This window comes from Mesorhizobium sp. WSM4848, assembly GCF_055811375.1.
In genome coordinates this window covers 68,480-90,494 of record NZ_JBVVPX010000026.1, presented here as the reverse complement: position 1 = coordinate 90,494, position 22,015 = coordinate 68,480, and the positions used below count along the sequence as shown (strand labels likewise).

The window sequence follows — 22,015 nt, the reverse complement described above, 5'->3', positions numbered from 1 at the left end:
TCGCCCGCCCTGCCTCGATTATCGTGGACCTCTCGCCTGTGACGGTGGTAGCGGCGATCTCAGATATGAAATGGTCGACAGATGTATTTCATTGCCTTGGCGACGGACTATGACGGCACGCTGGCGCACGACGGGATCGTCGCTGAAAAGACGCTTGCAGCCATCGAACGGTTCAAGAAAACTGGCCGCAAGCTCATCCTCGTCACTGGCCGCGAACTGCCCGACCTCAAGCAGGTTTTTCCCGAGCTCGGCGTGTTCGACAAGGTCGTCGCCGAAAATGGGGCGTTGATCTACACGCCGGCCAGCGAGGAAGAGCGTGCGATCTCACCGGCACCGGCGCCGACATTTGTCGCCAGGTTGAAGAAACGCGGCGTCAAGCCGCTTTCAGTCGGACGGTCGATCGTTGCGACCTGGGAACCACACCAGGCAACAGTTCTTGAGGTCATCAGGGAACTTGGGCTGGAGCTGGAAATCATCTTCAACAAGGGCGCGGTGATGGTGCTGCCCACCGGCATCAACAAGGCAGCCGGGCTGGCAGCCGCACTTGATGACCTCAAGCTGTCGCCACACAATGTGGTGGGTATTGGCGATGCTGAAAACGATCATGCGTTCCTGCGGGCCTGCGGCTGCAGCGTCGCTGTCGAGAACGCCCTTGCGGCGGTCAAGGAGACAGCGGATCTTGTAACGCGCGGCGCGCGTGGAAAGGGCGTCGAGGAACTGATCGAAAAGCTGGTAAAGCGTGATCGGGAATTTGTCCGAAAAGCCCGTGACGGCATCCTTCTCGGTTCGGTCGGCGGCGACGAGGTCTATCTGACGCCGACCGACACGGTTCTGATCGCCGGAAGCTCCGGCATCGGCAAATCCACCTTGGCCACCGCGCTGACGGAACGCTTCGTCGAGAACGGATTTCAATTCTGCGTTTTCGATCCGGAAGGCGACTATGATGGCCTCGAAGGCGCCGTCAGGGTAGGCGATGGCTCAAGCGAACCGACAAAGGCACAAGTGCTCGACCTGATCGAAAAGCCCGACACCAATGTGGTCGTCAACGGGCTGGCGTTGCGGGTCAATGAGCGACCAGACTTCTTTGCCGAGCTGCTGCCCGGCCTTGGCAATTTCCGCTACCGTACGGCGAGGCCACATTGGCTGGTCATCGACGAGGCGCATCATCTTCTGCCCAAGAAGCGCGACGACACGCGCGCCGTCCTGTCGTTGGAATTGCCGGGCACTATCCTGATCACCGTTCATCCGGAAGCGATCTCGACCGACGCCCTGCGTCTGGTCACTGCCGTCATTGCGCTCGGTCCCAAGGCCAAGAATGTCATCAAGGCCTTTTGTCAGGAGACAGACACGAAGCCGCCAAAGGATATTCCCTCGCCAGAAGGCGAGCGCGTGCTGTTCTGGCGGCCGCAAGCCCGCAAGAAAATTGCCATGGTCCAAGCGATCGAGCCGCGCCAGTCGCTCAAGCGTCACAGCCGCAAATATGCAGAAGGTCAACTCGACGAGGCCGGCAGCTTCTATTTCAGAGGTCCCGACAACGCGATGAACCTCCGGGCCCACAACCTGATGATCTTCGCTCAGATTGCCGAGGGCATCGACGACAGAACCTGGGAGCATCACCTGCGCGCCGGCGACTATTCCGAATGGTTTCGCCGACAGATCAGGGACAAGGATCTGGCGCGCGAGACCGCCGAGGCGGAAAAGGACGAAAAGCTCTCGGCGCAGGAAAGCCGCAAGCACGTTCTGGATGCGGTGCGTCGCCGTTATACGGCTCCTGCCACCGCCCCGGAGGAATAGGGTGGAATAGGGGCTAAAAGGATCGCCCATGCACATCATTCCCGGAGACACCGGCCATGTTGGTTCTGCTGCAGCCATGTCGCTTTTACAGCAGGACGAAGCAGTGGCCGGGTTGACCGCGTTATCCACGCCGAGTTCCATCTCATCCGTGGCGTTTCCGATTGGTCAGGGTTCACTGTATCCACTGGCAAAGAGCCGCAGGTCATAGGCCTCGGGATCGCGACGAAAGATCAACGCGCCCTTCCGTTGGGAATTCTGCGGGACATAGTCGAGCGTAGCGCTGCTCTCCTCGACGACCTCATCGCCATTGCGGAGCTCACCTTTGATCTCGACAGCAGCAACTGATTTCCCCGCCCTGTTTGCAGCGGCGAACTCGACCACGTAGCTGCCCTCGGTGACCGCGACGCCAAGCGGCAGCACAACGATCCGGGCGGTCCCATCGCGCGTGCTCAAGCCATCGACGACAAGATAACCGAGCACGGCAAGCAGGACTATGGAGCTTATCCCCGCCACGACCCACTCCGTGACCGAAGTGCCGGGTTGGCGTGTCTTTGCTTTGTTGTCGGACCTCTGTTGCTTGTCGCCTTTTGCGGGGTTCCTTGTCACAGAATGAGCCTCGCAACCGCCGCTCCAAGCGCGCCAGGAAACGACAGAACCACGACTGCACTGAGTGTCTCCGAAAAGCCGGCGCCATCAGTCCTGCCGAAGGTCCACAAGATATAAAGGTTCACAACCATCACCAGGACATAGCCGACGATCGCATAGCGAAAGAAGATGCTGACGAATCCAGCGCCTGGCTCGGGACTGTGCGAGCCGCGGAATTCGAACTCGTAGACGAAGGCGTGCATGAGAGCGAGGGTGACCACCACCAGGGCGATTTCCTGCCAGGGCTGCATCTTGTAAGCGATGAGGACGACCTCTTCCGTCGGTGCGATGTTCACCGAAAGAAACAGCGCTCCGACCACCATCAGGAACAGCTCTCCGGTGTAGCCGGGCTCGGGAATGTCCTCCTCCTCCAACAAATTCGTGCCGAGCTGAGCGCGCGCCAAAGATGCTCCGAGACTGCCTGGGACAATTTGCACCGCAATTTTGCCAATCACTTCCCTTAGCGGCATTTCGACGGTCACGATGCCGAAAATGAAAAACACCGCAGCAGCCGCCACAGCGGCCACAAATATGGCCACAAAGGCATCGGCGATGCGGTCGCGCAGCGCCACCGTCTGGCGAAAGCCTCCATACTTGTGCAGCAGCACCAGCATTGGCAAAGTGACAGCGAGCAGCAGGGCGAGCCGCAGTGGGTGAAGGTGAAAGCCCAGCGCCCAAGCTTCCATGGTCATCAGCACCGGCACGGCGAAGATCAACGCTCCGGCAAAAGCACGCCCAAGGCCAATCCAGAACTCACGCGGCGTTGGCGCATGCCTGACGGTGATATCGGTTGACGCCACGTCCGCTCCCCTGGAGATAGCCTGAGGGGAACAATGCTTCCTGCGCGATCTTTGTTCCGGGCCACTGCAACTTCTCCACAGTCGAACGGCGCTATGGGAACTCGCCAGCCAGCTTTCCGTTCAAACTCTCGATCGAATGACAATTCAAAGCCGACACAGCGTCTGGAGTGAAATCATGAAATCGCAGCTCGTCGCCGAAAGCGCCGGACAAAGGACGTTCGTGGTGGTGCTTGATCCCGGCGAGGAAGCGTTCGCGGCGCTCACATCTTTCGCTGTCGATAACGAAATTGGCGGCGCCTCGCTGACCGCGCTCGGCGCCTTCGAAAAGGCGACTGTCGGCTGGTTCGACATCGAGGAAAAAACTTATCGGAAAATCCCGGTGCTGGAACAGTGCGAGGTGCTCAGCGCGATCGGCGACGTTGCGATCGGCGACGACGGCAAGCCCAGCCTTCACGTCCATGCGGTGCTCGGATTGCGCGACGGCAGCACGAAGGGCGGACATCTGCTCGATGGCATTGTTCGGCCGACACTCGAAGTCACATTGGTGGAAACGCCTGGTCATCTGCGCCGCAGAAAACGCCCGGAACTCGGCATCGCCTTGATCGATCTGGATGCCTGAACACGGATCAGGCCAGGTCCGCTGAACTGCGTCCGGTCCGATCATCGCTTTTGTTTGATTTGTTTAGCATCCGCGGGCGCCTCGGGTGCGGTCTCCCAGCCGAACACGCTGCGGCCGCCGAGCAGATGCGACTGATCGAACTCTCCGGCGACGATTTCCTTCAGGCTCGGGCCGGTGACATAGCGTTCGACCTGCCGCGACTGGTCGTCGAGCCGCTTCAAGGCGCCGATTTCTTCGTCGCGACCGAGCCTGGCCTTGTGGACGGCCGACTTCAGGACGCCGATCGTCTCGTCATAGACTTTCAGCGGCACGGGGAATGGATGCCTGTCCTTGCCGCCATGTGCCAGCGAGAAGCGCCCGGGATCGGAAAACCGGCATGGCGCGCCGTGCAGAACCTCGGCAACCAGCGCCAGCGCCCGCACCGTGCGCGCGCCGACGCCGGGGACCAGGAGAAGTTCTGAGAAATCGGCGGGGCCACGCTCGGCAGCCGCTGCCATGTTGCCATGAAGACGGCGCATGACGACATCGCTTTCGCGAACGTCGTTGTGCGCCGGCATGACCAGGTGCGGCAGCATTGGCTGGTCGGGCTCCGGTGCGGCAGCCACGTCACGTTCGAGCGCGGCGAACTCCCTCAGAATGCGATCCGGTCCGAGATCCTGCAGGAGATCCAACTGTCCCTTGCGCGAGGCGTCGGCACGGCGGTCGGTCAGGTTGACGATCTCGCCCTGGTTGGCGCCTTCGATGGCGGCATGCGGTTGGTCGACGAAACTCTTCAGGCCTTCGGACAGCCAGTGATAGCGGCGCGCCACCTTGCTGTCGCCGTTCATGCCCTGCTGCACCACGACCCAGTCGCCGTCATCGGTGACGATAAAGCCATGCAGATAAAGGTCGAAGCCGTCCTGGACGGCGGCGCTGTCAACCTTGGCGACAAGCCGGCTGGCCTTTGCCAGGTCAGTTCCGTCGAAGCCGACGCGTTCGCCGATGGCGGCAAGCTCGTGCGGGGTCTTGCGCGAATGCGCGCCGCGGCCGCCGCACACGTGAATGCCGAGCTCGCCGGAGAGCGGAGCCAAACCACGTTTGAGGGCACCGATGACGCTGGTCGTGATGCCGGAGGAATGCCAGTCCATTCCCATGACGGCGCCAAACGACTGGAACCAGAACGGATGCGCCAGCCGACGCAGCAGCTCCTCGCGACCGTAGTGGTGAATGATCGCCTCACACATGACCGCGCCAAGGCGCGTCATCCGGTCGCCCAGCCATTTCGGCACGCGTCCGCCATGAAGTGGAAGGTCTGCGCTTCCCGATCGTTGTGCCAAATCTTGCTGCCTGTTGCCGTTCTATGCCCTGCTCAACAGATAGGTACTGAAAGCAGCGTGAAGAAGCGACCATACTGTTTCAAGTTGCCGATGCCCGATCCGAATTCCATTGCCGGCCTTGGCGTTTGCAAGGTATCACAGATCGACCCATTGGTGGCGTTATGCCGGTTACCGGTCGGCCGGATTTCCGGCTGCGGGATCTCGCCGCCTTGAATATCTTCCCACACGCGGCAGATCGTCGCCAAATTCCACCCACGGCAGCTTCATGTCCCAATAGGCATGGGCCTGCGGCGCAAAGCGCTCGGGGTGGTCGAAGAAGCCGATCGTCAGATAAAGTTCCTCGGGAAGCCCCTGGTCGAGGTAGGCTATGGATGTCCCGCAATCGGCGCAGAAGGTGCGGAGCACGCCTCGGGTCCTTGAGAATTTTTTTGGCGCGCCGGTGAGCAATCTGAATTGTGTCGGTCGATAGCCGACCCAGACGGTCAGTGGGCTGCCTATCGCCTTGCGACAATCGTCATCGTGATCAGAGCAGATCCAGAACGGGTCGCCGTGCATCTCAGCACTTATCGAACCGCAAAAACAGGAGCCGGTCTCGATTCTGGTCATCGAACTATCGCTTCTGATCGAGGCGACCGTTGCGGGTTCAGGGTCCGCAGGGTGATCGAATAGCGGTGCGCGGCAACCGGCGGGATGCTGTGCTGCCATTCGATGCGCGCCGGGCCCGTCATCAGGTAAGCCGACCTTGGCTCGAGCGTGACGGTCTGGCGAGCCCATCTCGCGCCGTTCTTCCGGCGGAGCCGAAAGCCGCACGGGGCAAGAAGCGAAATGCCGGCCACGGCATCGAAATGCGGCTTGTCGCGATGCCAGCCGATACCCGCGCCGGGCCGGTACTCGTTGATCAAGACCTGCACGAAAGTATCGGCGGGCAGCCGCGCAAATGCCGCCACCTTGTCCCTGAGCGGCATCAGAAAAGCAGGGATCGCCGACGCCTCGACGACCTTGCGTTGCTCAAAATCGTAGCGCAGGCCAAAACCGACGACGCGCCGGTTTGCGAGATGGCCATGAAAGTCGAAAGGCTGGAAGGCGAGACTTTCGAGCTGCCGCACCAGTTCGGCCTCTTCCTCCGCCGTGATCAGCTCCGGCTGGTAGCGAAATCCTTCCGGCAGGTCGCCACGTGCGTGAAAGTCGGGCGCGAGAAACAGGTCGCCTTGCCCGGCGAATTGCGGCTGCCTGGTTTTGAGCGATGGCATCAGCCCTAATTGGTGAAGCCGGCCGGCGGCGGCAAGGCCTTGGAGGCGACGAGCCGGCCGGATCATCGCCCCCATCTCGGGCGAGACGGAACCTGGCTTGCCGGGGTGGGTTATTGTCCAGACGCGGCGAGTGTTGGGGCCGAGTGTTGGGAAATGCCCTCAGCTGCTATTCAACGTATGAATTACGATCTGGCGACGAGGACCCTCTCCGTATGGTTTGTCCCAAGCGGAAATCGCTACGATTACCACAACGTGCCGCCGCAGACCTACGCCGCATTCCGCAACGCCTCGTCAAAAGGCCGGTTCTTCAACGCTTTCATTCGAGACCGGTATAGCTATCATCTGGTCGAGCAGAGCCAGTCGGGGTGAGATCTTTTGCCCTTGTCGCGCGTCATGCATCCGGGAGTATCCGGTCGGCCGGCCGATCCCTCATTGCGCCGGCGGCGTTCGGGGTTGATCGCCGCCCGTGGTGGTCTTCGGCGTCGGGTCCTTGTCGATTTCGGGATTTTGGTCGACGGTGTTGGTGTTGCTCTGGGTCGGCTCCGTGCTGCTGGTGCTGCCCTGTGTCGGCTCGGCCTCGTTGCTGCAACCCGCCAGAGCCAGAGTCGCCACCAGCGCCGACAAAAACGACAGTCTCGTCAATGATAATCCCGTCATGGCCAACCGCTCCCTTGCTGCTCGACAACGACGGTTGGTGAATTTGGTTGCAGCGGAATGGCTTGTCTGCTGGCCCAGGCCCTTCTGATCATCGCCGCGCAGGCGCCAAAGGAACAAATCTCGGCGCCGCCACGTTGCATTTCCTGTGCAATGCTTGTGACAGTGAGGCTATCGTCTTGGCACCGAGAGCAAATTGGAAGGGTTTTCTGAAAATCGGAGAACTCAGCTGCCCGGTGGCGCTCTATACGGCTGCCTCAACCTCAGAGCGGATCGCCTTCCACACGGTAAACCGCGCCACCGGGCATAGGGTGCATCGCGCCTTCGTCGACAGCGAAAGCGGCAAGCCGGTCGAGAAGGACGACCAGGTCAAAGGCTTTGAGATCGGCTCGGGTGAGTACGTCGTGCTCGAACCCGATGAGGTCGCAGCCGCTGTTCCCGAGAGCGACAAGACGCTGTCGGTCTCGGCCTTCATCGGCTGTTCCGATGTCGACGATGTGTATTTCGACAAGCCGTATTACCTGGCCCCGTCGGACAAACACGCGGAGGAAGCGTTTGGGCTGATCCGCGAAGGCATGCGCAGGAAGAAGGTTGCCGCGATCGCCCAGACCGTGCTGTTCCGGCGCGTCCGGACCCTGCTCATCCGCGCCTATGACGAAGGCCTGGTCGCAACGACGCTGAATTTCGACTACGAGGTGCGCTCAGCGGAGGAGGCTTTCGACAACATCCCCGACTTGAAGATCGAGGGCGAGATGCTCGAACTGGCCGAACACATCATCAAGACCAAGAAAGGCAAATTCGATCCGACCAAATTCGACGACCGCTATGAGGCGGCGCTCGCCGAGCTTGTGAAGGCAAAGCTCGAAGGCAAGAAGATCGCCGTTCCGAAGCCGGCCAAGCGGGAGAAGGTCGTCGATCTTATGGATGCGCTGCGCCAGAGTGCCGGCGTTGGCGGCAAGCAGCCCTCGACAAGAAAGCCCGCGGCAAAGTCAAAGCCGGCGCGCCATGCCAAGGCGAAGCAGGCAGCGCCGCGTCGGAAGGCCGGCTGACCGATGGCGCTCGAGACCTACCGCAAGAAGCGCAATTTTTCCGTTACCCCGGAGCCGCAGGGCCGCGGGGCGCCGGGGACCGGCAACAGCTTCGTCATACAGAAGCACGATGCCACCCGGCTCCATTATGATTTTCGTCTCGAAATGGACGGCGTCCTGAAGAGCTGGGCCGTCACAAAAGGGCCGAGCCTGATCCCCGGCGAGAAGCGCCTTGCCGTCCATGTCGAGGACCATCCTTTGGAATATGGCGACTTCGAAGGCACAATCCCGAAGGGCGAGTATGGCGGCGGCACCGTCCTCCTTTGGGACAGAGGCACCTGGACGCCGATCGGCGACGCGCATCGCGGCTATGCGAAAGGCCATCTCGATTTCGAACTTCACGGCGAGAAGCTTGGCGGCCGCTGGCATCTTGTGCGGATGGCCGGAAAGCCGCGGGAGAAGCGCGAGAACTGGCTGCTGATCAAAGGGGACGATGACGCCGCGCGCACCGAAGGTGATCCCGACATTCTGGACGAGCGGCCGGAATCCGTCGCGACCGGCCGCAAGATCGAGGACGTCGCCGGCGAAGAGCCCGGCTGGTCGTCCAAGACAGGGCGCATTCGCAAGCGCCGCGGCCGCCGCGTGACGCCATCTCCACCGGACGAGCAGCCTGCCACCGTAACCGTTCCCGAACCGTCAAAGGTCAAGGGCGCCAAGAAGGCGGCGCTTCCCGATTTCGTCGAGCCGACGCTGGCCACCCTGGTCTCGTCAGCGCCGTCGGGCGAGCGCTGGCTGCACGAGATCAAATTCGACGGCTACCGGCTGCAGGCCAGGATCGAAGCCGGCCGCGTCAAACTGTTGACGCGAAGCGGTCTCGACTGGACGAAAAAATTCGGAAAAGCGGTCGTTTCGGCGCTGGCCGATATCCCGGTCGGGACGGCGCTGATCGACGGTGAGCTCGTGGTCGAGACGTCCGCCGGCGCATCGGATTTTTCCGCGCTGCAAGCCGATCTCAGCGAGGGCCGCAGTGATCGCTTTCGCTTCTTCGTCTTCGACCTGCTTCATCTCGACGGCTACGATCTGCGTGAGGTTGCGCTGATCAAGCGCAAGGAATTGTTGGAAAAGATCATCGGCAGTGACAGCGGCATCATCAGCTACAGCGGCCATTTTGAGGAGGATGGCGCCCTGGTGCTGCGACATGCCTGTCGGCTGAGCCTGGAAGGCCTTGTCTCCAAGCTTCGCGATGCGCCTTACCGCTCTGGCCGCAGCAAGAACTGGGTGAAGTCGAAATGCTCGGCGCGGCAGGAATTTGTCGTGGCCGGCTATGTCCCCTCGACGACCTCGCGCAAGGCGATCGGTTCGCTTGTCCTGGGTGTCTATGACCACGGCAAGCTCCATCATGTCGGGCGCGTCGGCACCGGCTACACGGCGGCGGTCGCCGAGAGCCTTTTCAAGAAGCTCGAGCGGTTACGCGTTCCGTCAAGCCCGTTCGAAAAACGGCTGAGCGCCGACGAGGCTCGGCAAGTCCGCTATGTCAGGCCGGAACTCGTCGCCGAAGTCGAGTTCCGGGCGTGGACCGCCGACGGCAATCTGCGCCACGCCTCGTTCCGCGGATTGCGCGAAGACAAGCCGGCGAAGGAGATCGTCCGCGAGACGCCGAAGACGAGCAAGGCAGCGCCCCAACCTCAGCGCCGGACCGTCAAGCTCACCCATCCCGACCGCCTTTACTGGCCGGATGAGGGCGTGACCAAGGAAGGCCTCGCCGACTATTATGCCGAGGTCTGGCACCATGCGTCGCCCTACATCGTCGGCCGGGCGCTGGCGCTGGTGCGATGCCCCAACGGGATTTCGGGCGAACAGTTCTTCCAGAAGCATGCCTGGAAGGGGCTCAACCCCAACATCGTGCTGGTCCACGATCCCAAGGATCCGCCCGACGAGCGGCTGATCAGCATCAACGATCTCGACGGGCTGATCGGTCTCGTCCAGTCGGCGGCGCTGGAGATCCACCCCTGGGGCTCGACGGTGAGCAATTGGGAGCGTCCGGACACGATCATCATGGATCTCGACCCCGGCGAAAGCGTGAGCTGGGAGGCGGTGATCGAAGCCGCCGTCGAGACCGGCGACCGGCTGAAGGATGCGGGGCTTGTCCCCTTCATCAAGACCTCCGGCGGCAAGGGTCTGCACGTCGTGGCGCCGTTGAAGCCGAAAGCCGAATGGCCTGGTGTAAAAGCCTTCACCAAGGCGATTGCCGACTCGATGGCCGCCGACAGTCCCGGCCGCTATGTCTCGACCATCACCAAATCGAAACGGCGCGGCAAAATCCTTGTCGATTATCTGCGCAACCAGCGTGGTGCGACCGCGGTCGCACCCTATTCGACAAGAGCACGACCGGGTGCGGCGGTGTCGATGCCGCTTGCCTGGGACGAGCTCGGCCCCGGCATCGGACCGGCCTATTTTACCGTCGAGAACACGCCGACCCGGCTTGCCTCGCTCGCGTCGGACCCCTGGCAGGATTTCCGCGCGGCCGCAGCGCCAATCGAAGACCGTGCAAACCGGCGCAAGAAAGCGGCTTGAGGACGGCACTGCGAGTGCATGCATCGGAATAATCAGGCGATCTGCTCGAACCTGCATTGCTCAGGTGCCTTGTCCGGCCGCCAGCGCAGGAACTTGGTGCCGTGCCGGAAACGGTCGCCGGTGACGTGATCGAAGCGTACTTCGACCACCAGTTCGGGCCGGACCGGCTCCCATTCGCTGCTGCGCTCGGTGCTCCAGCGGCTCGGTCCGCCCGGCGCCTTTCCGGTAAAGCCGGGTGGCTCGCGCATGGCTTCGAGTTTGCGGGTAAGCTCGGCCCTGTCCTCCTTGGCAATCGTCGAGGTGAAACCGACGTGATCGAGCTTGCCGGCCTCGTTGTACAGACCCAGCAACAATGAACCGACCTGCGGACTGTTGCTGAGATAGCGAAAGCCGCCGACCACGCAATCGGCCGACCGCAACCGCTTTACCTTCACCATCGCGCGCACCCCCGGTTGGTACGGACCGTCCAGCCGCTTGGCGACCACGCCGTCTGTCGCCCCATGTCCGGCATCCCCTAACCAGGAGCGGGCTTCCTTCACATCGCGCGTACAGTGCGAAAGCACGATGTTCCTGCGGTTTGCCGAAGCGACGAAAGCCTCAAGGATCGCTCGCCGTTTTTTCAGGGTCCGCGCCAACCAGACGGTTCCGTGCTCATCGCAGAGCATGTCGAACAGGACGATGCGAGCCGGGGTTTCGGCGGACAGCTTGCGGATCCTGCTCTCGGCGGGATGAAGCCGCATCTGGAGCGCGTCGAACGAAAACTTGCCGTCGACCGAGATGACGATTTCACCGTCGACGACAAAACGGCGCGACGGTAGTTCCTTCAATGTCGCGACGAGTTCGGGAAAATAGCGTCCGAGCGGCTTGCCTGACTTTGCGCGCAACTCCACCGCATCATCCTGCCGGAATGCCAGGCAGCGAAAACCATCCCATTTGCGTTCGTATTGCCATCCGTCTCCTTCGGGAATCGCATCGGCCGCCTTTGCCTCCATCGGAGGCGTATCGAGCGGCAGGAGGAAATCGCTGGATCGGCGGGTGCTGTCGAAAGCAGGATCGCGGGGTATGACCTTCATTGTGCTGCCTTTGTCCCCCAGCCCAGCCTGCTCCCAGGCGCTTATTTCCGCTTTCCGGCCTCCGAGCCGATGCTCTTGCGCAGCGCATCCATGATGTTGATCACGTTGCTGGCCGGTTGCTCGGCCTTGGCCTTCGCCTTGGCCGGACCCTTCTTGCCCTTCTTCTTCGAGGCAATGATCTCCAGCAGCCGCGCCTGGACGGGATCTCCAGTCATGGCGGGATCCCACTGCCTGGTTCGCTCATCGATAAGGGTCGAGATCATATCCATCAGTTTCGGGTCGGGTTTGACATCATCGATCTTGCCGAAATAATCCTCGGGATCGCGAACCTCGTCGCCATAGCGCAGAGTCCACAGCACGATGCCCTTGCCTCGTGGTTCAAGCATGACGGCGCGTTCGCGGCGGTACATGACCAGTCGCGATATTCCGACCGTCCCCGTCGATTGCATCGCGTCGCGAATGACCGAGAATGCCTCCTCCCCCACCGGGTCGTCAGGGGTGAGATAGTGCGGCTTGTCGTACCAGATCCAGCCGATGCTGTCGGCATCGACAAACATGTCGATGTCGATGGTACGCGTGCTCTCGAGCGCGACCGCGTCGATCTCGTCGTCCTCGAGCAGGACGTATTCGTCCTCGCCGCGCTGGTACCCCTTCACCTCGTCGTCTTCAGCAACCGGCTTGCCGCTGACGGCATCGACATATTGGCTGACAACCCGATGCCCGCTCTTGCGATTGAGCGTGTGGAACCGGACCTTCTCGCTCTCGGTGGTAGCGGGCGTCATCGCGACCGGACAGGTCACCAGCGAAAGCTTCAGATAGCCTTTCCAGAAAGGACGTGGCGCCATCGAGCACCCCCGGCAGGAGTAAAACAGTCGAACGCAGCAGGGCGATCGATTGTTCCAGCAGCGATTTTTTCGCGCGCTTGGCCCATGGCATAAGCCCTTTGCCTGAGTGGCACTTCGGGCAGCAGCAAAACCGGGGGCCAATCGCATGGTTCGGCAAATTTTTACCAAGGTGAGACGAAACAATTGCCTCCGATCGTCGTTTCGCCAGCAGGAATTTTCGTCGTGCGACCGGCCTGGGTGTTTTCGACAATCCGGGCCTGAGCAGCGCGATGCCAGGTCAAAAGGATGAAGACCATGCGCTTTGACGCCTTGAGATTCAAAGATCGAACGGATGCGGGGCGCCAGCTTGCCGCCGCTTTGACCAGGTTCGCGGCAACCGATCCACTGGTGCTGGCGCTGCCGCGCGGCGGCGTGCCGGTTGGCTTCGAGGTGGCGAAGGCACTCCGTGCCCGGCTCGACGTGCTGCTTGTGCGCAAGATCGGCGCGCCGGGCCATTCCGAATATGGCATCGGCGCTGTCGTCGACGGGGAAAATCCGCAGCTCGTCCTCAACGAGGAGGCGATGGCTTTGGTCCGGCCGTCAGACGAATACGTCGAAGCAGAGAAGCGGCGGCAACTGCTCGAAATCGAACGCCGCAGAAACCTCTATTTCGGCAGCCGGCCTGCGGCTTCGGTCCTGGGCCGGACCGTCATCGTCGTCGATGACGGCATTGCGACCGGAGGCACGGTCAGAGTGGCGCTCAAGGCGCTAAGGAAGGATCGCGCGGCGCATGTCCTGTTGGCCGTCCCGGTCGCACCCCGGGACACACTCGACCTGATCAAAGCCGATGTGGACGAAGTGGTGTGTCTCGCTACGCCCGAGCCGTTTGTTGCTGTGGGCCGGTATTATGAGGATTTCGAACAGACCACCGACGCGGAGGTGATCCGCCTGCTGCGAGAGGCAGAGCAGTTTGAGAGCAAATCGTCGATGCGATCTGCTGGCTAGCCCGTTCGCCGACAGCCGATAGGGCACGCCATGGCTGGCAAGGACCCGACGAATGCAGATCGTCGAGCGCGGCGATATATCTTTCTCTACCGGCCAGACCGCGCCCAACGGCGGGCGAGCCCTTCAGTCGCGCAAGCGATTGGCAGCGTGATCCTGACGCTGCTCAGTTGCGATCTGCTTGGAATCCAGACCGCGTTCCCTCGTATGCTCGGCCTTGTCGCGGTTGGACAGGACTTTGTTTTCCTCGAGCTTGTCCTTTGGGGTGGTGGTCATGGCGCCTGCACCGGAACCTTTTCCCCGTGCACCCGCTCCGATGTGCTTCTTGCTCCCTTGTGCCATAGGCTTGCTCCAATTCTTAGTCGTCGGGACGGTTCTTGTGATGAACGCTCTCCTGATTTTCTCCGCGAAGGATGTTGCGATCGTCAGGGTCAACGAGGTCGGAAGTCTTGGACCTGATTTCCGATCCCTTGCGCAGTGCTTCACGTTCCGCTGCTGATCGCTTCAGGTCAGCCTCTGCGTCGAAATCCTTGCCGGCGCCCTTCGTGTTCTCCCGCTTTTCAATGATGCGCAATTGCTGTTCATGGGTTCTGCGTCCAGCCATTGGTTTCCTCCAAGCTGCCTTGCGTTCGATTTTGAGGCCCAGATCGCTGGCGACAAATCGTCGACTTCCGGTGATTGCAGGTGGCCACGGTCCTTGCCGAAGCGGACCAATCGTGGGCCACCATGATCTGAGCCTTGTCCTTATGGCGATAATGGCAGGGCGGCGGGATCGTTCCGAGATAGCGGCCGAATAAACCGTCTATTCGCTCATCTGCTCCGGGCTGCTCATCCGCATCTGCCATGATCCGTCAGTCTTTCGCCTCGCGGTGTTCCGATGGAACATCAGGGCATCTCCGTCGTTCGGCGACTGATCGCCTATGTCCACGTCTGACGCCCCGCCGCAGCGAGCGCGTAAAGCTGCAAGAGGATGGACCGCACGATAAAGGACGCCACGGTCAAACGCTTCTACTACGAGAGCCACGATCAGCTCAGGTAAGACCTCGCCGACTTCGTTGCCGCCTACAACTTCGCTCGCGGGCTCAAGACCCTCAAGCACGATCCAACGGACTCGCGAGCAGGTTACGCCGCCCTGCGCCGAACTGGAACTCGGTCGGGCTTGAGCAGCTCGTATCGATCAAGGGATCAAAAACCCGCACATCTGGCGAAGTCCTAGATGATTTCGGCACATTCTTTCGAGCGTACGATGCGATGAAGGGCTGATCGGAACTTTGCTTCCGCATTCTTGGCAGCCGAGGTTGGTTGGAACATGTCGCCCCGAGTCGAACGCATTCACAGCGATGAGCGTCTCCCGGCCGAGGTCGACGTCGTCATCGTCGGCGGCGGCATCCTCGGCTCTACGGCCGCCTATTTCCTGGCGAAGCGTGGCCTCTCTGTGGCTCTGCTCGAGAAGGGCCACGTCGCCTGTGAACAATCGAGCCGAAACTGGGGTTGGTGCCGCCAGCAGAACCGCGATCGGCGCGAACTGCCGCTCTCGGTGATCTCCATGCGACTGTGGGACGAGCTGACGCGCGATATCAATCGGGACCTTGGATTTCGACGCTGCGGTCTCGTCTATGCCACTCACGACGAGGCTGTGCTCGCCGGCTGGGAAAGGTGGCGCGAGGTCGCCAGGGAGTACGAGGTCGACACCCGCATGCTGAGCCGGGCGGAGGTGGCCGAGCGCGTCCCCGAAGCGCGCGACAAATGGGTCGGCGGGACCTATTCGGACCGGGATGGTAAGGCCGAACCTGCGCTCGCCGCGCCGGCTATCGCCGATGGGGCCAGAGCTCTGGGCGCCACCATCCACCAGGAATGCGCCGCGCGGGCGCTCGACTTGGCCAATGGCAAGATTGCGGGCGTGCACACGGAGAAGGGCTACATCAGAACCAGCGCGGTGCTGTGCGCCGCTGGCGCCTGGTCCTCGCGCCTCCTTAGGCCGCTCGGGATCAGTTTCCCCCAAGCGAGCATCCGGCAGACCGCGCTGCGTTCCACCCCGACAATCAACATAGGCGAGGCGGTCTCCACACCCTACTGCACGATCACGCGCCGACTGGACGGCAGCTATACGCTTGCGATCAGCGGCAAGGCGAACCTCGAAATCACGCCCCAGGCTATCCGGTATAGCGGGGAATTCATGCCGCAATTCTTGCGTCGCCTGAAGAACGTCAGGCTCGGCATCGGCCAATCGTTCCTTTCGGGGCCGGATTCAATGCCGGCGCTGCTGACCAGCGACGATCGGATCTTCGAACAGAATCGGGTGCTGGATCCTCCACCCTTAAAATGGCTGGTAAGCCAAGTGGTGGAGAGTGTCCGGAAGACCTTCCCCCAACTCGGCGATATAGAGATCGATAGTGCCTGGGGCGGCTTCGTCGATTGCACGCCGGACGCAGTGCCTGTGGTGTCGCAGGTGGACGGGGTGAAAGGCCTCGTCCTCGCGGCGGGCTGCTCGGGCCACGGCTTCGGTTTGGGCCCGGGGCTTGGCTATCTGGCCGCAGAGCTTGTCGTAAACGACACGCCTTGCGTCGATCCTACACCGTTCCGCCTGTCGCGTCTGGTCGACGGCTCGAAGCTGGACATCGCCGCTATCTGAAGATCAGCCGGAAGTCAGGCCTGACGCGCACCAAGCGAAGTCAAAGTGTCAGCAGACGGGTGAGCGGAATCCCCACGTTCCCTCGCAGTCAAGTCTCCGGGTGCATGAGCGCAACGTGGTAGGAGTTGCACCAGAATCCGCTCGGGAGAGCGCCGCGCTCATCGCGCTCGTCTTTGGCGCAGTTGGAACCGTCGCAGGAGTTCATTCTAGCGTTTTCTGCTTCTGCCGGTAAGGCGAATTGCTCGGCCCATACGCCGCGCCAGCGGCCGGGATGTTTGCCGCAACCTACACACGTGGCAGCGCAAACTTCAACGCCGTGGCCCTGCACTACGGCATCATGCGGGGGACCGGTTTCTACGGCGCTGGGGTGTCGTCGACAACGTCTTAACCAACCTGTGGGTGCTCGCCCCCTGCGCGGGGCACGCACGGCTTTATCTCACCCAGCTCTTCCACAGGCGGAGCGGCCCCGCACCTCGTCCACGCCGGAGGCGTCAATCTCGGTGCCGCTTCTTACAAGCGCCCTCGCCCTGCTTCTCCCGGTTGTCCTGGCCTGGGGCGGTCATTGGCCCGGGACAACACACTGGAGGCAACCATGCCCAACACCGCCGAGATCCTTGTCGACACATTTCGACGGCCGTGCGTTACAGGATTCCGCTCAAGCTTCTGGTGATCAAGAACAACATGCTCAACCAGATCGCCTGGGAGCAAATGATGTTCCTTGGCAACCCGCAATTTGCCTGCGAACTCCAGCCAATCGATTTCGCCCTGGCCGCGGAGGTCATCGGGGGCATCGGCTACCAGCGTCACCCGGCCTGAGGACGTCGATGGGGTTCTTGATGCCGCGTTTGCCGCGGAAGGCCCGGTGATCATAGAGGCGGTCGTCGACGCATATGAACCTATGCTGCCGCCGCGCATGCCGAACGAATGAGAACATGCGCACGGCGCTGCGGGAAACGCCGCAAGGAGATCGAAGCAAACCTCGCTCGGGAGCCGCTGAAGACGATGATGGGCTGACGGCGCTTGCCTGTTTGGCGACCAAGCGCCGTTGACCTGCAGTGTTCCTGACCGGTCACTGCTTGGTGGCGCTGGATGTCTTTTCGCTCGCGGAATCTGGCTTGGACTGCCTGGGCGGGTCCTGCCCTTCGGACTGACGGGTTTTGTCCTCCACCTCCCTTGACCGGGTCAGGCCCATGCCGCCAGCAGGCTTCTTGTTACCGGCCGCCTCCTGGGAGAATTGATCCGACGCGTCCGCAACTTTCTTGGGAGGGTACTTGGTCGCGCCATGTTCGTAACGGGTTTCGTTTTCAGTCACGGCGTTTCTCCGATTGCCTCACTCGCTGCATGGCGATTAAACGGTCCTGTGACGTTAGGGTTCCGACTGCCGGCACTCCTGATGGGCCGCCATATGCGGCGCGGGCAGCACCCCGCGGTCCCACGGCTGCCGATGTTCGGCGACGCTTAGGCGTCCTGCGCCGGTCAGGCATCCTGCCATGGCGCGTGCAGGATGTCGGCGCCCGGCTGCTCGTCGAACAGAACCGCGCAGCCGCGCGCCCACGCCACCGGCGACAGTGCGTTGGCCACGATTTCGTCCGACGAGATGAAATCACCGGTCAGCACCCGCAACTCTTCGACGGCTTTGGCCATCGACACCAATCGCCCTGCGGCGCGGTCGGTGGTGCAGGCGTCGATGACGGAAACGAGATCGATCATTTGGAACTGGCCCATCATAGGCCTCCGCAAACAGCATCCCTTCGCGGCTATGAACGTCGTAGCGATCAACAATGTTCCCCGCCGGGTCAATCGGAAGCGAGCTTTCCGAACTTTGCCGCCAACGATTCGGCTTCAGCGCAGTGCATGCTGCTAATTTAGGCGGGGTCTATCGCGTCCTTGAGCTTGCCCAGGAATGCCACCAGGGCATCGTCCGGCCGATCGGCCTCGTCGGTCAGCATGTCGATACCCCAGCGTCCGAGAACCGCTTCCTGGACGACGCTCGGCTGCGGCATGAAGACGAACGATTTCGGACGATTCCTTTCATAACCTGACCGGCGCCAGGTTTCCCAAAGCCGGTACAGCAACAGACGGATGTTCATGTCTGACATGCTGTAGCCGATGAACAGGACGGTGCGCCCCAGTGCGTCGGCGCGAAACTTCACGTCCAATGGCGACTCGAATGACAGCCGCTCGAAATAGTCGGATTCCGCCAGCACCAGAGATGCGTCGTCGTCGAAGTCGCCGTGGTATTTGATGATCTGGGTAACGTCGCCGTTCACCTTGGCGATATCCTTGGCATTGGCGACTTTCACGAACGCGCGGTCGTGGACTTCGAACGCAACCTCAAGGTTCCGATCATAGTTGGTGGTGTAGATGATCGGGAAATCGAGCGACACGATCAGCTTGTGGATCGCCGATCCCTTGACTTTTTGCCGCGAGACGCTCCATTCGCGATCCATCCAACTGCGCAAGCGGCCGAGACTGCCATGCTTTAGCCGGTAATATTCGGCAAGAGCCTGGTAACTGGACTCAGGCCTGTCGACCAGGTCCCGCTCGAGGCCGAGTTCATCCACCATATGCTCGATGAGCTTCTCCCAGGATGGCAGGCCGACGCTCATCGACACCCCCGCCCCGACGAACAGGATCGCTCGTCGCTCTTTCACGGATTGAGCCAGTTGCTCAAGTGCAGACGGCATGGCCAACTCACCAGGCAATGATCCAACACAACTGCGAACGGCGCCCTCTGTTCCGGAGAAGCCGGATCATCGCCAAGTCAGTTCAGAAATCGGGGCTGTTCAGAAAATCAGGTCTGTTCAGAAAATCGGGGGTGTTCAGCAAATGCGGCGCAGACTGGAACCGCTGAGCCAGATCGAAGTTTGGTTGCCAGGGAGACACCATGATGGCCGTCCGACGAGATCAGACCAAAGCGAGAGGCGATATTCAGGCCGGGGCGACACAGGATAAGACCCCAGCGTTCGACCCTGCCGCGGCACCTGAAAAGACCGACGCCGAAGCGGCCGGTATGCCAAATCCTGTCGCCGAGGCTCGTCCACGGGGACAGCCTGAGTTCACGAATAAAGCAAGCTTCGGCGATGCGATGCGGCCGGCAGGAAGCGAGCCTGATCTTCAGCCTGGCAAGAACTGGCCGGTGCTGGTGATTGCCGCAGTCGTTCTCGTAGCGGCCGCGGTCTTCGTGATAGCAGCCATGCTGCGCTAGCGAGGTACGTTTCCAGAGCTTATCGGCCCCCGAACACGAAACGGGCACAGATTCCCGCGCTGCCATATCACGCCCAAAGCATAGCTCAGTTCGGTGAGCGCCGTGATGAACCTAGCCGATCTTGCCGAAGATCGAGCCGATGATGCCGCATGACGGCAGGTAGATGCCGAACAACGCCGAGCCCATCACGTCGATTGCACCCAAATAAATGGACTCATCAAATCACAAGCCACTCATGATCATTTTCCCGACTGCCAAAAGGCTCGGGTAATAGCCGCTGTACTTGGGCAGGCTACCTGGCATGTCCAGCACACGACGGTGATAGAATATATCCATCCGAACCGGCGGCAGCCGGGCCCCGGGCTCGAAATTGCTGGCCGGGATGAACATCATCTTGAACGGCCCAAAGCCGGCAACCTCCACAACCGGCTTGCCGCAAGTCCGGCAGACCCCGCGATTGAAGTTCGGCGGCGGACGGTATTTCTTGAATGAAATATTGCCGGCGTTTTTCAGCACGACACCCTTGGCGCGAACGGCGACCACATCCGCGAACGGTTTGCCGTTGAAGGCCTGGCAGATCAAACAGTGGCACCGGAACCTGGCTTTCGGCGACGTATGCACCTCGAACGAGCAAGCGCTGCATTCGCAGGAGCCGCGTAACGGCAACGATGGGTCGGTGGTCATGTGCTGATGCTCCTCGGTGTCATTGGGAATCGGAATTTCGACCACCGAAGCCTCATGTTGAGGATGGTATCGATCGGCTGGCGCTCCGTCACGCAGGAAGGCAGCACGCGACCGGCGAGGAGACTGCCTAGCCGATCTGCGTCGGCGATTTTTGCGATTGCGTTCATGGTCCACTCCGATGTAGACATGAGAAACTTACGCCCTTGATGTAGCCCCTCAAGTAGCCACTGTCAACAATGTATTCACAAGAAACTTTGAGGTACCATGCAGGACGCAACCAACCGCCCCTATCACCACGGTGATCTCCGCCGTGCGGTTATCGAGACGGCGTTGGATATGCTTCGGGAGGAGAAGGGCTGGCAGTTCACGCTGCGGGAAGTCGCCCGCCGGGCTGGCGTAAGCCACGCGGCACCCTACAAGCACTTCCCCGATAAGGCTGCGCTGCTTGCGGAGATCGCTATGATTGGGTTCGACCGGCTGCGCGAGTCCCTATCGGCAGCGAAGTCTAAAGCGCCGAAAACTCTGCGCGACGAAATTACTCCGATAGCTCGAGCCTACGTCGCGTTCGGAACCGACAACCCGGCTCTCTACCGCCTGATGTTTAGCGCGGAGGAGGGAAAAGCGGTGGGAATGCATCTCAATGAGCGGGCGCTGGCGGTATTCGATGTTCTCCTCGACATCCTCCGGCGCGGCCAGGCCGCGGGGAACATTCGCAAGCGGCCGATAGAAGGTCAGGCGGCGGCCGCTTGGGGACTCGTCCACGGCATGACTATGCTTGCCATCGATGGGCTCCTGGTGCCCGAGAAGGTGGGATCGGCGCCCTTGGATGCGGCCTTGAGCACACTGTTGGAAGGGCTGGCGAGCCCAGCAACATGACATTAACTGGCGCCATCCCGTTCATCCTATAATCCGTTCAGGGGCCTTATTCGTAGCCGAGGGCCAGGTCATTGTGCACATCTCTCGCGGCGATCGCAGCCTGGCCGAAAGCGACTGCGATCTGGTTCAGGGCCCTGACCAGGTCGCCGATGGCATACACCCCTTCGACCGAGGTCCGCTGATGCTTATCGACGACGACATAGCCCTCGTCGCAGCATTCGATGCCCATTGCCAGCGCGAGGTCGGAACGCACCCGGTATCCCATCGCCGGGTAGATGACGTCGAAATGGCGCACCTCGCCGTCCTTGAGGATCGCTTGGTAGCCGCTGTCGGTGGGAACGAACTTTTTGAACGCGTCGCAAACAGCGATGTTCTCTTCCATGGCCAGGCGCCGTGTGCTGGCGGAGAAATCTGGAAGATAGCGTGCGAGGATTGTGACGTGCTGCGTATACTGCTTGAGGAACAAGGCCTCTCGCAGCACCTGCGCCTCGTGACCGATGACCGCGACCTGACGATCCATGATTTCGTAGCCGTCACAAACCGGGCAAAGGCGTACGGTGCCTTTGGCGATGGCCTCGCGCAGACGCGGAATTGCAGGCACGACGTCGACGATCCCCGTCGCCAGGAATACCTTGCGGGCGACGATCCGCCCGCCGTTGGTCTCGGCGCCAAACCCGCCTACGGTCGGCTCAACCGATGACGCCTGATCCTGGACCAGCGTCGCTCCGAACTTGGCGGCCTGGGCACGAAGCCGCTGCAAAAGATCGGGGCCACTGATCCCTTCCGGAAATCCCGGACAGTTGCGGCTTTGCGCAATCAGCATCGCGCGCGATTCACCCTCGTCGACCACGACGACCCGATGACGGAACCTGCCGAGATAGACAGCAGCCGCCAGCCCCGCAGGTCCACCGCCAACAATGAGAACATCCGCTTCAGTCGCGGATGGGGCTGAATGTCGGCGTTTGCGCGCGGGTTGATCCATGCGCGCCGAACGCATTCATGGGAAGGATGTTCCAGAGCCGACATCGAAGCCGAG

The 22,015-nt window shown here is 61.4% G+C and carries 24 protein-coding genes and 1 pseudogene; 10 read left to right on the top strand and 15 right to left on the bottom strand.

Annotated elements, in window-relative coordinates:
• Nucleotides 1-81 precede the first annotated feature (81 nt).
• Entirely contained in the window at nt 82-1,794 is a 1,713-nt protein-coding gene (locus tag AC0L16_RS22305) for an HAD family hydrolase (RefSeq protein WP_473623301.1), read from the top strand.
• Between the two features lie 165 nt (nt 1,795-1,959).
• Here the strand turns inward: AC0L16_RS22305 and AC0L16_RS22300 are convergent, their stop codons facing one another.
• Together AC0L16_RS22300 and AC0L16_RS22295 are read right to left on the bottom strand one after the other, a co-directional pair.
• Nucleotides 1,960-2,400 carry a TIGR02588 family protein gene (locus AC0L16_RS22300; protein WP_473623300.1) on the bottom strand — a complete coding sequence of 147 codons (441 nt, stop codon included), beginning with the start codon at nt 2,398-2,400 and terminating at the stop codon, nt 1,960-1,962.
• Nucleotides 2,397-3,185 (bottom strand): TIGR02587 family membrane protein, encoded by a 789-nt coding sequence (locus AC0L16_RS22295; RefSeq protein WP_473623325.1) that lies wholly within the window; start codon nt 3,183-3,185, stop codon nt 2,397-2,399. The genes AC0L16_RS22300 and AC0L16_RS22295 overlap by 4 nt, the downstream gene beginning before the upstream one ends.
• A gap of 229 nt (nt 3,186-3,414) precedes the next feature.
• On the opposite strand from AC0L16_RS22295, the gene AC0L16_RS22290 reads away from it, so the two are divergent.
• The gene (locus AC0L16_RS22290; RefSeq protein ID WP_473623298.1) at nt 3,415-3,858 is read left to right on the top strand and encodes a PPC domain-containing DNA-binding protein; all 444 of its coding nucleotides are present in this window, start codon (nt 3,415-3,417) and stop codon (nt 3,856-3,858) included.
• Nucleotides 3,859-3,899: 41 nt separating this feature from the next.
• Here the strand turns inward: AC0L16_RS22290 and AC0L16_RS22285 are convergent, their stop codons facing one another.
• The 3 genes from AC0L16_RS22285 to AC0L16_RS22275 all read right to left on the bottom strand — a co-directional run bounded on the left by AC0L16_RS22285 (nt 3,900) and on the right by AC0L16_RS22275 (nt 6,424).
• Complete coding sequence (locus tag AC0L16_RS22285) at nt 3,900-5,174, bottom strand: DUF763 domain-containing protein (RefSeq protein ID WP_473623297.1); 1,275 nt, start codon at nt 5,172-5,174, stop codon at nt 3,900-3,902.
• 168 nt (nt 5,175-5,342) lie between these two features.
• Nucleotides 5,343-5,780, bottom strand: a complete 438-nt coding sequence (locus tag AC0L16_RS22280) for a GFA family protein (protein ID WP_473623296.1) — start codon at nt 5,778-5,780, stop codon at nt 5,343-5,345.
• Nucleotides 5,777-6,424 carry an alpha-ketoglutarate-dependent dioxygenase AlkB gene (locus tag AC0L16_RS22275; RefSeq protein ID WP_473623294.1) on the bottom strand — a complete coding sequence of 216 codons (648 nt, stop codon included), beginning with the start codon at nt 6,422-6,424 and terminating at the stop codon, nt 5,777-5,779. The genes AC0L16_RS22280 and AC0L16_RS22275 overlap by 4 nt, the downstream gene beginning before the upstream one ends.
• Nucleotides 6,425-6,577: 153 nt before the next feature.
• On the opposite strand from AC0L16_RS22275, the gene AC0L16_RS22270 reads away from it, so the two are divergent.
• Nucleotides 6,578-6,793, top strand: coding sequence for a KTSC domain-containing protein (locus tag AC0L16_RS22270; protein ID WP_473623323.1), 216 nt, complete (start codon nt 6,578-6,580; stop codon nt 6,791-6,793).
• Nucleotides 6,794-6,853: 60 nt separating this feature from the next.
• Here the strand turns inward: AC0L16_RS22270 and AC0L16_RS22265 are convergent, their stop codons facing one another.
• On the bottom strand, nt 6,854-7,081 hold the full coding sequence (locus AC0L16_RS22265; RefSeq protein WP_473623293.1) for a hypothetical protein: 228 nt from the start codon (nt 7,079-7,081) through the stop codon (nt 6,854-6,856).
• A gap of 176 nt (nt 7,082-7,257) precedes the next feature.
• Here AC0L16_RS22265 and ku (AC0L16_RS22260) point away from each other — a divergent pair, with 176 nt between their 5' ends.
• The gene (gene ku / locus AC0L16_RS22260) at nt 7,258-8,127 is read left to right on the top strand and encodes a non-homologous end joining protein Ku (RefSeq protein WP_473623292.1); all 870 of its coding nucleotides are present in this window, start codon (nt 7,258-7,260) and stop codon (nt 8,125-8,127) included.
• A gap of 3 nt (nt 8,128-8,130) precedes the next feature.
• Nucleotides 8,131-10,680 carry a DNA ligase D gene (ligD, locus tag AC0L16_RS22255; protein ID WP_473623290.1) on the top strand — a complete coding sequence of 850 codons (2,550 nt, stop codon included), beginning with the start codon at nt 8,131-8,133 and terminating at the stop codon, nt 10,678-10,680.
• 32 nt (nt 10,681-10,712) lie between these two features.
• Here ligD and AC0L16_RS22250 read toward each other — a convergent pair whose 3' ends face one another.
• Both AC0L16_RS22250 and ku (AC0L16_RS22245) read right to left on the bottom strand, forming a co-directional pair.
• Entirely contained in the window at nt 10,713-11,753 is a 1,041-nt protein-coding gene (locus AC0L16_RS22250) for an ATP-dependent DNA ligase (RefSeq protein ID WP_473623289.1), read from the bottom strand.
• A 41-nt stretch (nt 11,754-11,794) separates the two neighbouring features.
• Complete coding sequence (ku, locus tag AC0L16_RS22245) at nt 11,795-12,598, bottom strand: non-homologous end joining protein Ku (RefSeq protein WP_473623288.1); 804 nt, start codon at nt 12,596-12,598, stop codon at nt 11,795-11,797.
• Nucleotides 12,599-12,892: 294 nt separating this feature from the next.
• On the opposite strand from ku (AC0L16_RS22245), the gene AC0L16_RS22240 reads away from it, so the two are divergent.
• Complete coding sequence (locus tag AC0L16_RS22240; RefSeq protein WP_473623287.1) at nt 12,893-13,582, top strand: phosphoribosyltransferase; 690 nt, start codon at nt 12,893-12,895, stop codon at nt 13,580-13,582.
• 123 nt (nt 13,583-13,705) lie between these two features.
• Here AC0L16_RS22240 and AC0L16_RS22235 read toward each other — a convergent pair whose 3' ends face one another.
• Nucleotides 13,706-13,921: a hypothetical protein gene (locus tag AC0L16_RS22235; RefSeq protein ID WP_473623286.1), complete on the bottom strand. Its 216-nt coding sequence runs from the start codon at nt 13,919-13,921 to the stop codon at nt 13,706-13,708.
• A gap of 16 nt (nt 13,922-13,937) precedes the next feature.
• On the bottom strand, nt 13,938-14,183 hold the full coding sequence (locus tag AC0L16_RS22230) for a hypothetical protein (protein WP_473623285.1): 246 nt from the start codon (nt 14,181-14,183) through the stop codon (nt 13,938-13,940).
• Nucleotides 14,184-14,888: 705 nt separating this feature from the next.
• Here AC0L16_RS22230 and AC0L16_RS22225 point away from each other — a divergent pair.
• Both AC0L16_RS22225 and AC0L16_RS22220 read left to right on the top strand, forming a co-directional pair.
• A complete protein-coding gene (locus AC0L16_RS22225; RefSeq protein WP_473623283.1) occupies nt 14,889-16,211 on the top strand; it encodes an NAD(P)/FAD-dependent oxidoreductase in 1,323 nt (440 codons plus the stop codon).
• 627 nt (nt 16,212-16,838) lie between these two features.
• Nucleotides 16,839-17,225: pseudogene (locus AC0L16_RS22220) on the top strand (thiamine pyrophosphate-dependent enzyme); the annotation flags it as partial.
• A gap of 55 nt (nt 17,226-17,280) precedes the next feature.
• Here the strand turns inward: AC0L16_RS22220 and AC0L16_RS22215 are convergent.
• The 3 genes from AC0L16_RS22215 to AC0L16_RS22205 all read right to left on the bottom strand — a co-directional run bounded on the left by AC0L16_RS22215 (nt 17,281) and on the right by AC0L16_RS22205 (nt 18,898).
• Nucleotides 17,281-17,523, bottom strand: coding sequence for a hypothetical protein (locus AC0L16_RS22215; RefSeq protein WP_473623282.1), 243 nt, complete (start codon nt 17,521-17,523; stop codon nt 17,281-17,283).
• Between the two features lie 164 nt (nt 17,524-17,687).
• On the bottom strand, nt 17,688-17,936 hold the full coding sequence (locus AC0L16_RS22210) for a hypothetical protein (protein ID WP_473623281.1): 249 nt from the start codon (nt 17,934-17,936) through the stop codon (nt 17,688-17,690).
• A 140-nt stretch (nt 17,937-18,076) separates the two neighbouring features.
• Entirely contained in the window at nt 18,077-18,898 is an 822-nt protein-coding gene (locus AC0L16_RS22205) for an SIR2 family NAD-dependent protein deacylase (RefSeq protein ID WP_473623279.1), read from the bottom strand.
• A gap of 200 nt (nt 18,899-19,098) precedes the next feature.
• Between AC0L16_RS22205 and AC0L16_RS22200 the strand changes: the two genes are divergently transcribed.
• Nucleotides 19,099-19,419 (top strand): hypothetical protein, encoded by a 321-nt coding sequence (locus AC0L16_RS22200; RefSeq protein WP_473623278.1) that lies wholly within the window; start codon nt 19,099-19,101, stop codon nt 19,417-19,419.
• A 222-nt stretch (nt 19,420-19,641) separates the two neighbouring features.
• On the opposite strand, the gene AC0L16_RS22195 is transcribed toward AC0L16_RS22200, so the two are convergent.
• Nucleotides 19,642-20,103 (bottom strand): GFA family protein, encoded by a 462-nt coding sequence (locus AC0L16_RS22195; RefSeq protein WP_473623277.1) that lies wholly within the window; start codon nt 20,101-20,103, stop codon nt 19,642-19,644.
• Between the two features lie 264 nt (nt 20,104-20,367).
• On the opposite strand from AC0L16_RS22195, the gene AC0L16_RS22190 reads away from it, so the two are divergent.
• Nucleotides 20,368-20,979, top strand: coding sequence for a TetR/AcrR family transcriptional regulator (locus AC0L16_RS22190; protein WP_473623275.1), 612 nt, complete (start codon nt 20,368-20,370; stop codon nt 20,977-20,979).
• Nucleotides 20,980-21,025: 46 nt separating this feature from the next.
• Here the strand turns inward: AC0L16_RS22190 and AC0L16_RS22185 are convergent, their stop codons facing one another.
• Nucleotides 21,026-21,976, bottom strand: a complete 951-nt coding sequence (locus tag AC0L16_RS22185) for an NAD(P)/FAD-dependent oxidoreductase (protein WP_473623274.1) — start codon at nt 21,974-21,976, stop codon at nt 21,026-21,028.
• Between the last annotated feature and the right edge of the window lie 39 nt (nt 21,977-22,015).

Bases quoted from the DNA above. Each gene is read 5' to 3' on its own strand.
- AC0L16_RS22250 (WP_473623289.1), bottom strand. From the start codon at position 11,753: ATGAAGGTCATACCCCGCGATCCTGCTTTCGACAGCACCCGCCGATCC.
- AC0L16_RS22185 (WP_473623274.1), bottom strand. From the start codon at position 21,976: ATGCGTTCGGCGCGCATGGATCAACCCGCGCGCAAACGCCGACATTCA.
- AC0L16_RS22265 (WP_473623293.1), bottom strand. From the start codon at position 7,081: ATGACGGGATTATCATTGACGAGACTGTCGTTTTTGTCGGCGCTGGTG.
- AC0L16_RS22230 (WP_473623285.1), bottom strand. From the start codon at position 14,183: ATGGCTGGACGCAGAACCCATGAACAGCAATTGCGCATCATTGAAAAG.
- AC0L16_RS22205 (WP_473623279.1), bottom strand. From the start codon at position 18,898: ATGCCGTCTGCACTTGAGCAACTGGCTCAATCCGTGAAAGAGCGACGA.
- AC0L16_RS22225 (WP_473623283.1), top strand. From the start codon at position 14,889: ATGTCGCCCCGAGTCGAACGCATTCACAGCGATGAGCGTCTCCCGGCC.
- AC0L16_RS22210 (WP_473623281.1), bottom strand. From the start codon at position 17,936: ATGGGCCAGTTCCAAATGATCGATCTCGTTTCCGTCATCGACGCCTGC.
- AC0L16_RS22190 (WP_473623275.1), top strand. From the start codon at position 20,368: ATGCAGGACGCAACCAACCGCCCCTATCACCACGGTGATCTCCGCCGT.
- AC0L16_RS22275 (WP_473623294.1), bottom strand. From the start codon at position 6,424: ATGCCATCGCTCAAAACCAGGCAGCCGCAATTCGCCGGGCAAGGCGAC.
- ligD (WP_473623290.1), top strand. From the start codon at position 8,131: ATGGCGCTCGAGACCTACCGCAAGAAGCGCAATTTTTCCGTTACCCCG.
- AC0L16_RS22305 (WP_473623301.1), top strand. From the start codon at position 82: ATGTATTTCATTGCCTTGGCGACGGACTATGACGGCACGCTGGCGCAC.
- AC0L16_RS22195 (WP_473623277.1), bottom strand. From the start codon at position 20,103: ATGACCACCGACCCATCGTTGCCGTTACGCGGCTCCTGCGAATGCAGC.
- AC0L16_RS22240 (WP_473623287.1), top strand. From the start codon at position 12,893: ATGCGCTTTGACGCCTTGAGATTCAAAGATCGAACGGATGCGGGGCGC.
- AC0L16_RS22270 (WP_473623323.1), top strand. From the start codon at position 6,578: ATGCCCTCAGCTGCTATTCAACGTATGAATTACGATCTGGCGACGAGG.
- AC0L16_RS22290 (WP_473623298.1), top strand. From the start codon at position 3,415: ATGAAATCGCAGCTCGTCGCCGAAAGCGCCGGACAAAGGACGTTCGTG.
- AC0L16_RS22200 (WP_473623278.1), top strand. From the start codon at position 19,099: ATGATGGCCGTCCGACGAGATCAGACCAAAGCGAGAGGCGATATTCAG.
- ku (WP_473623288.1), bottom strand. From the start codon at position 12,598: ATGGCGCCACGTCCTTTCTGGAAAGGCTATCTGAAGCTTTCGCTGGTG.
- AC0L16_RS22235 (WP_473623286.1), bottom strand. From the start codon at position 13,921: ATGGCACAAGGGAGCAAGAAGCACATCGGAGCGGGTGCACGGGGAAAA.
- AC0L16_RS22280 (WP_473623296.1), bottom strand. From the start codon at position 5,780: ATGACCAGAATCGAGACCGGCTCCTGTTTTTGCGGTTCGATAAGTGCT.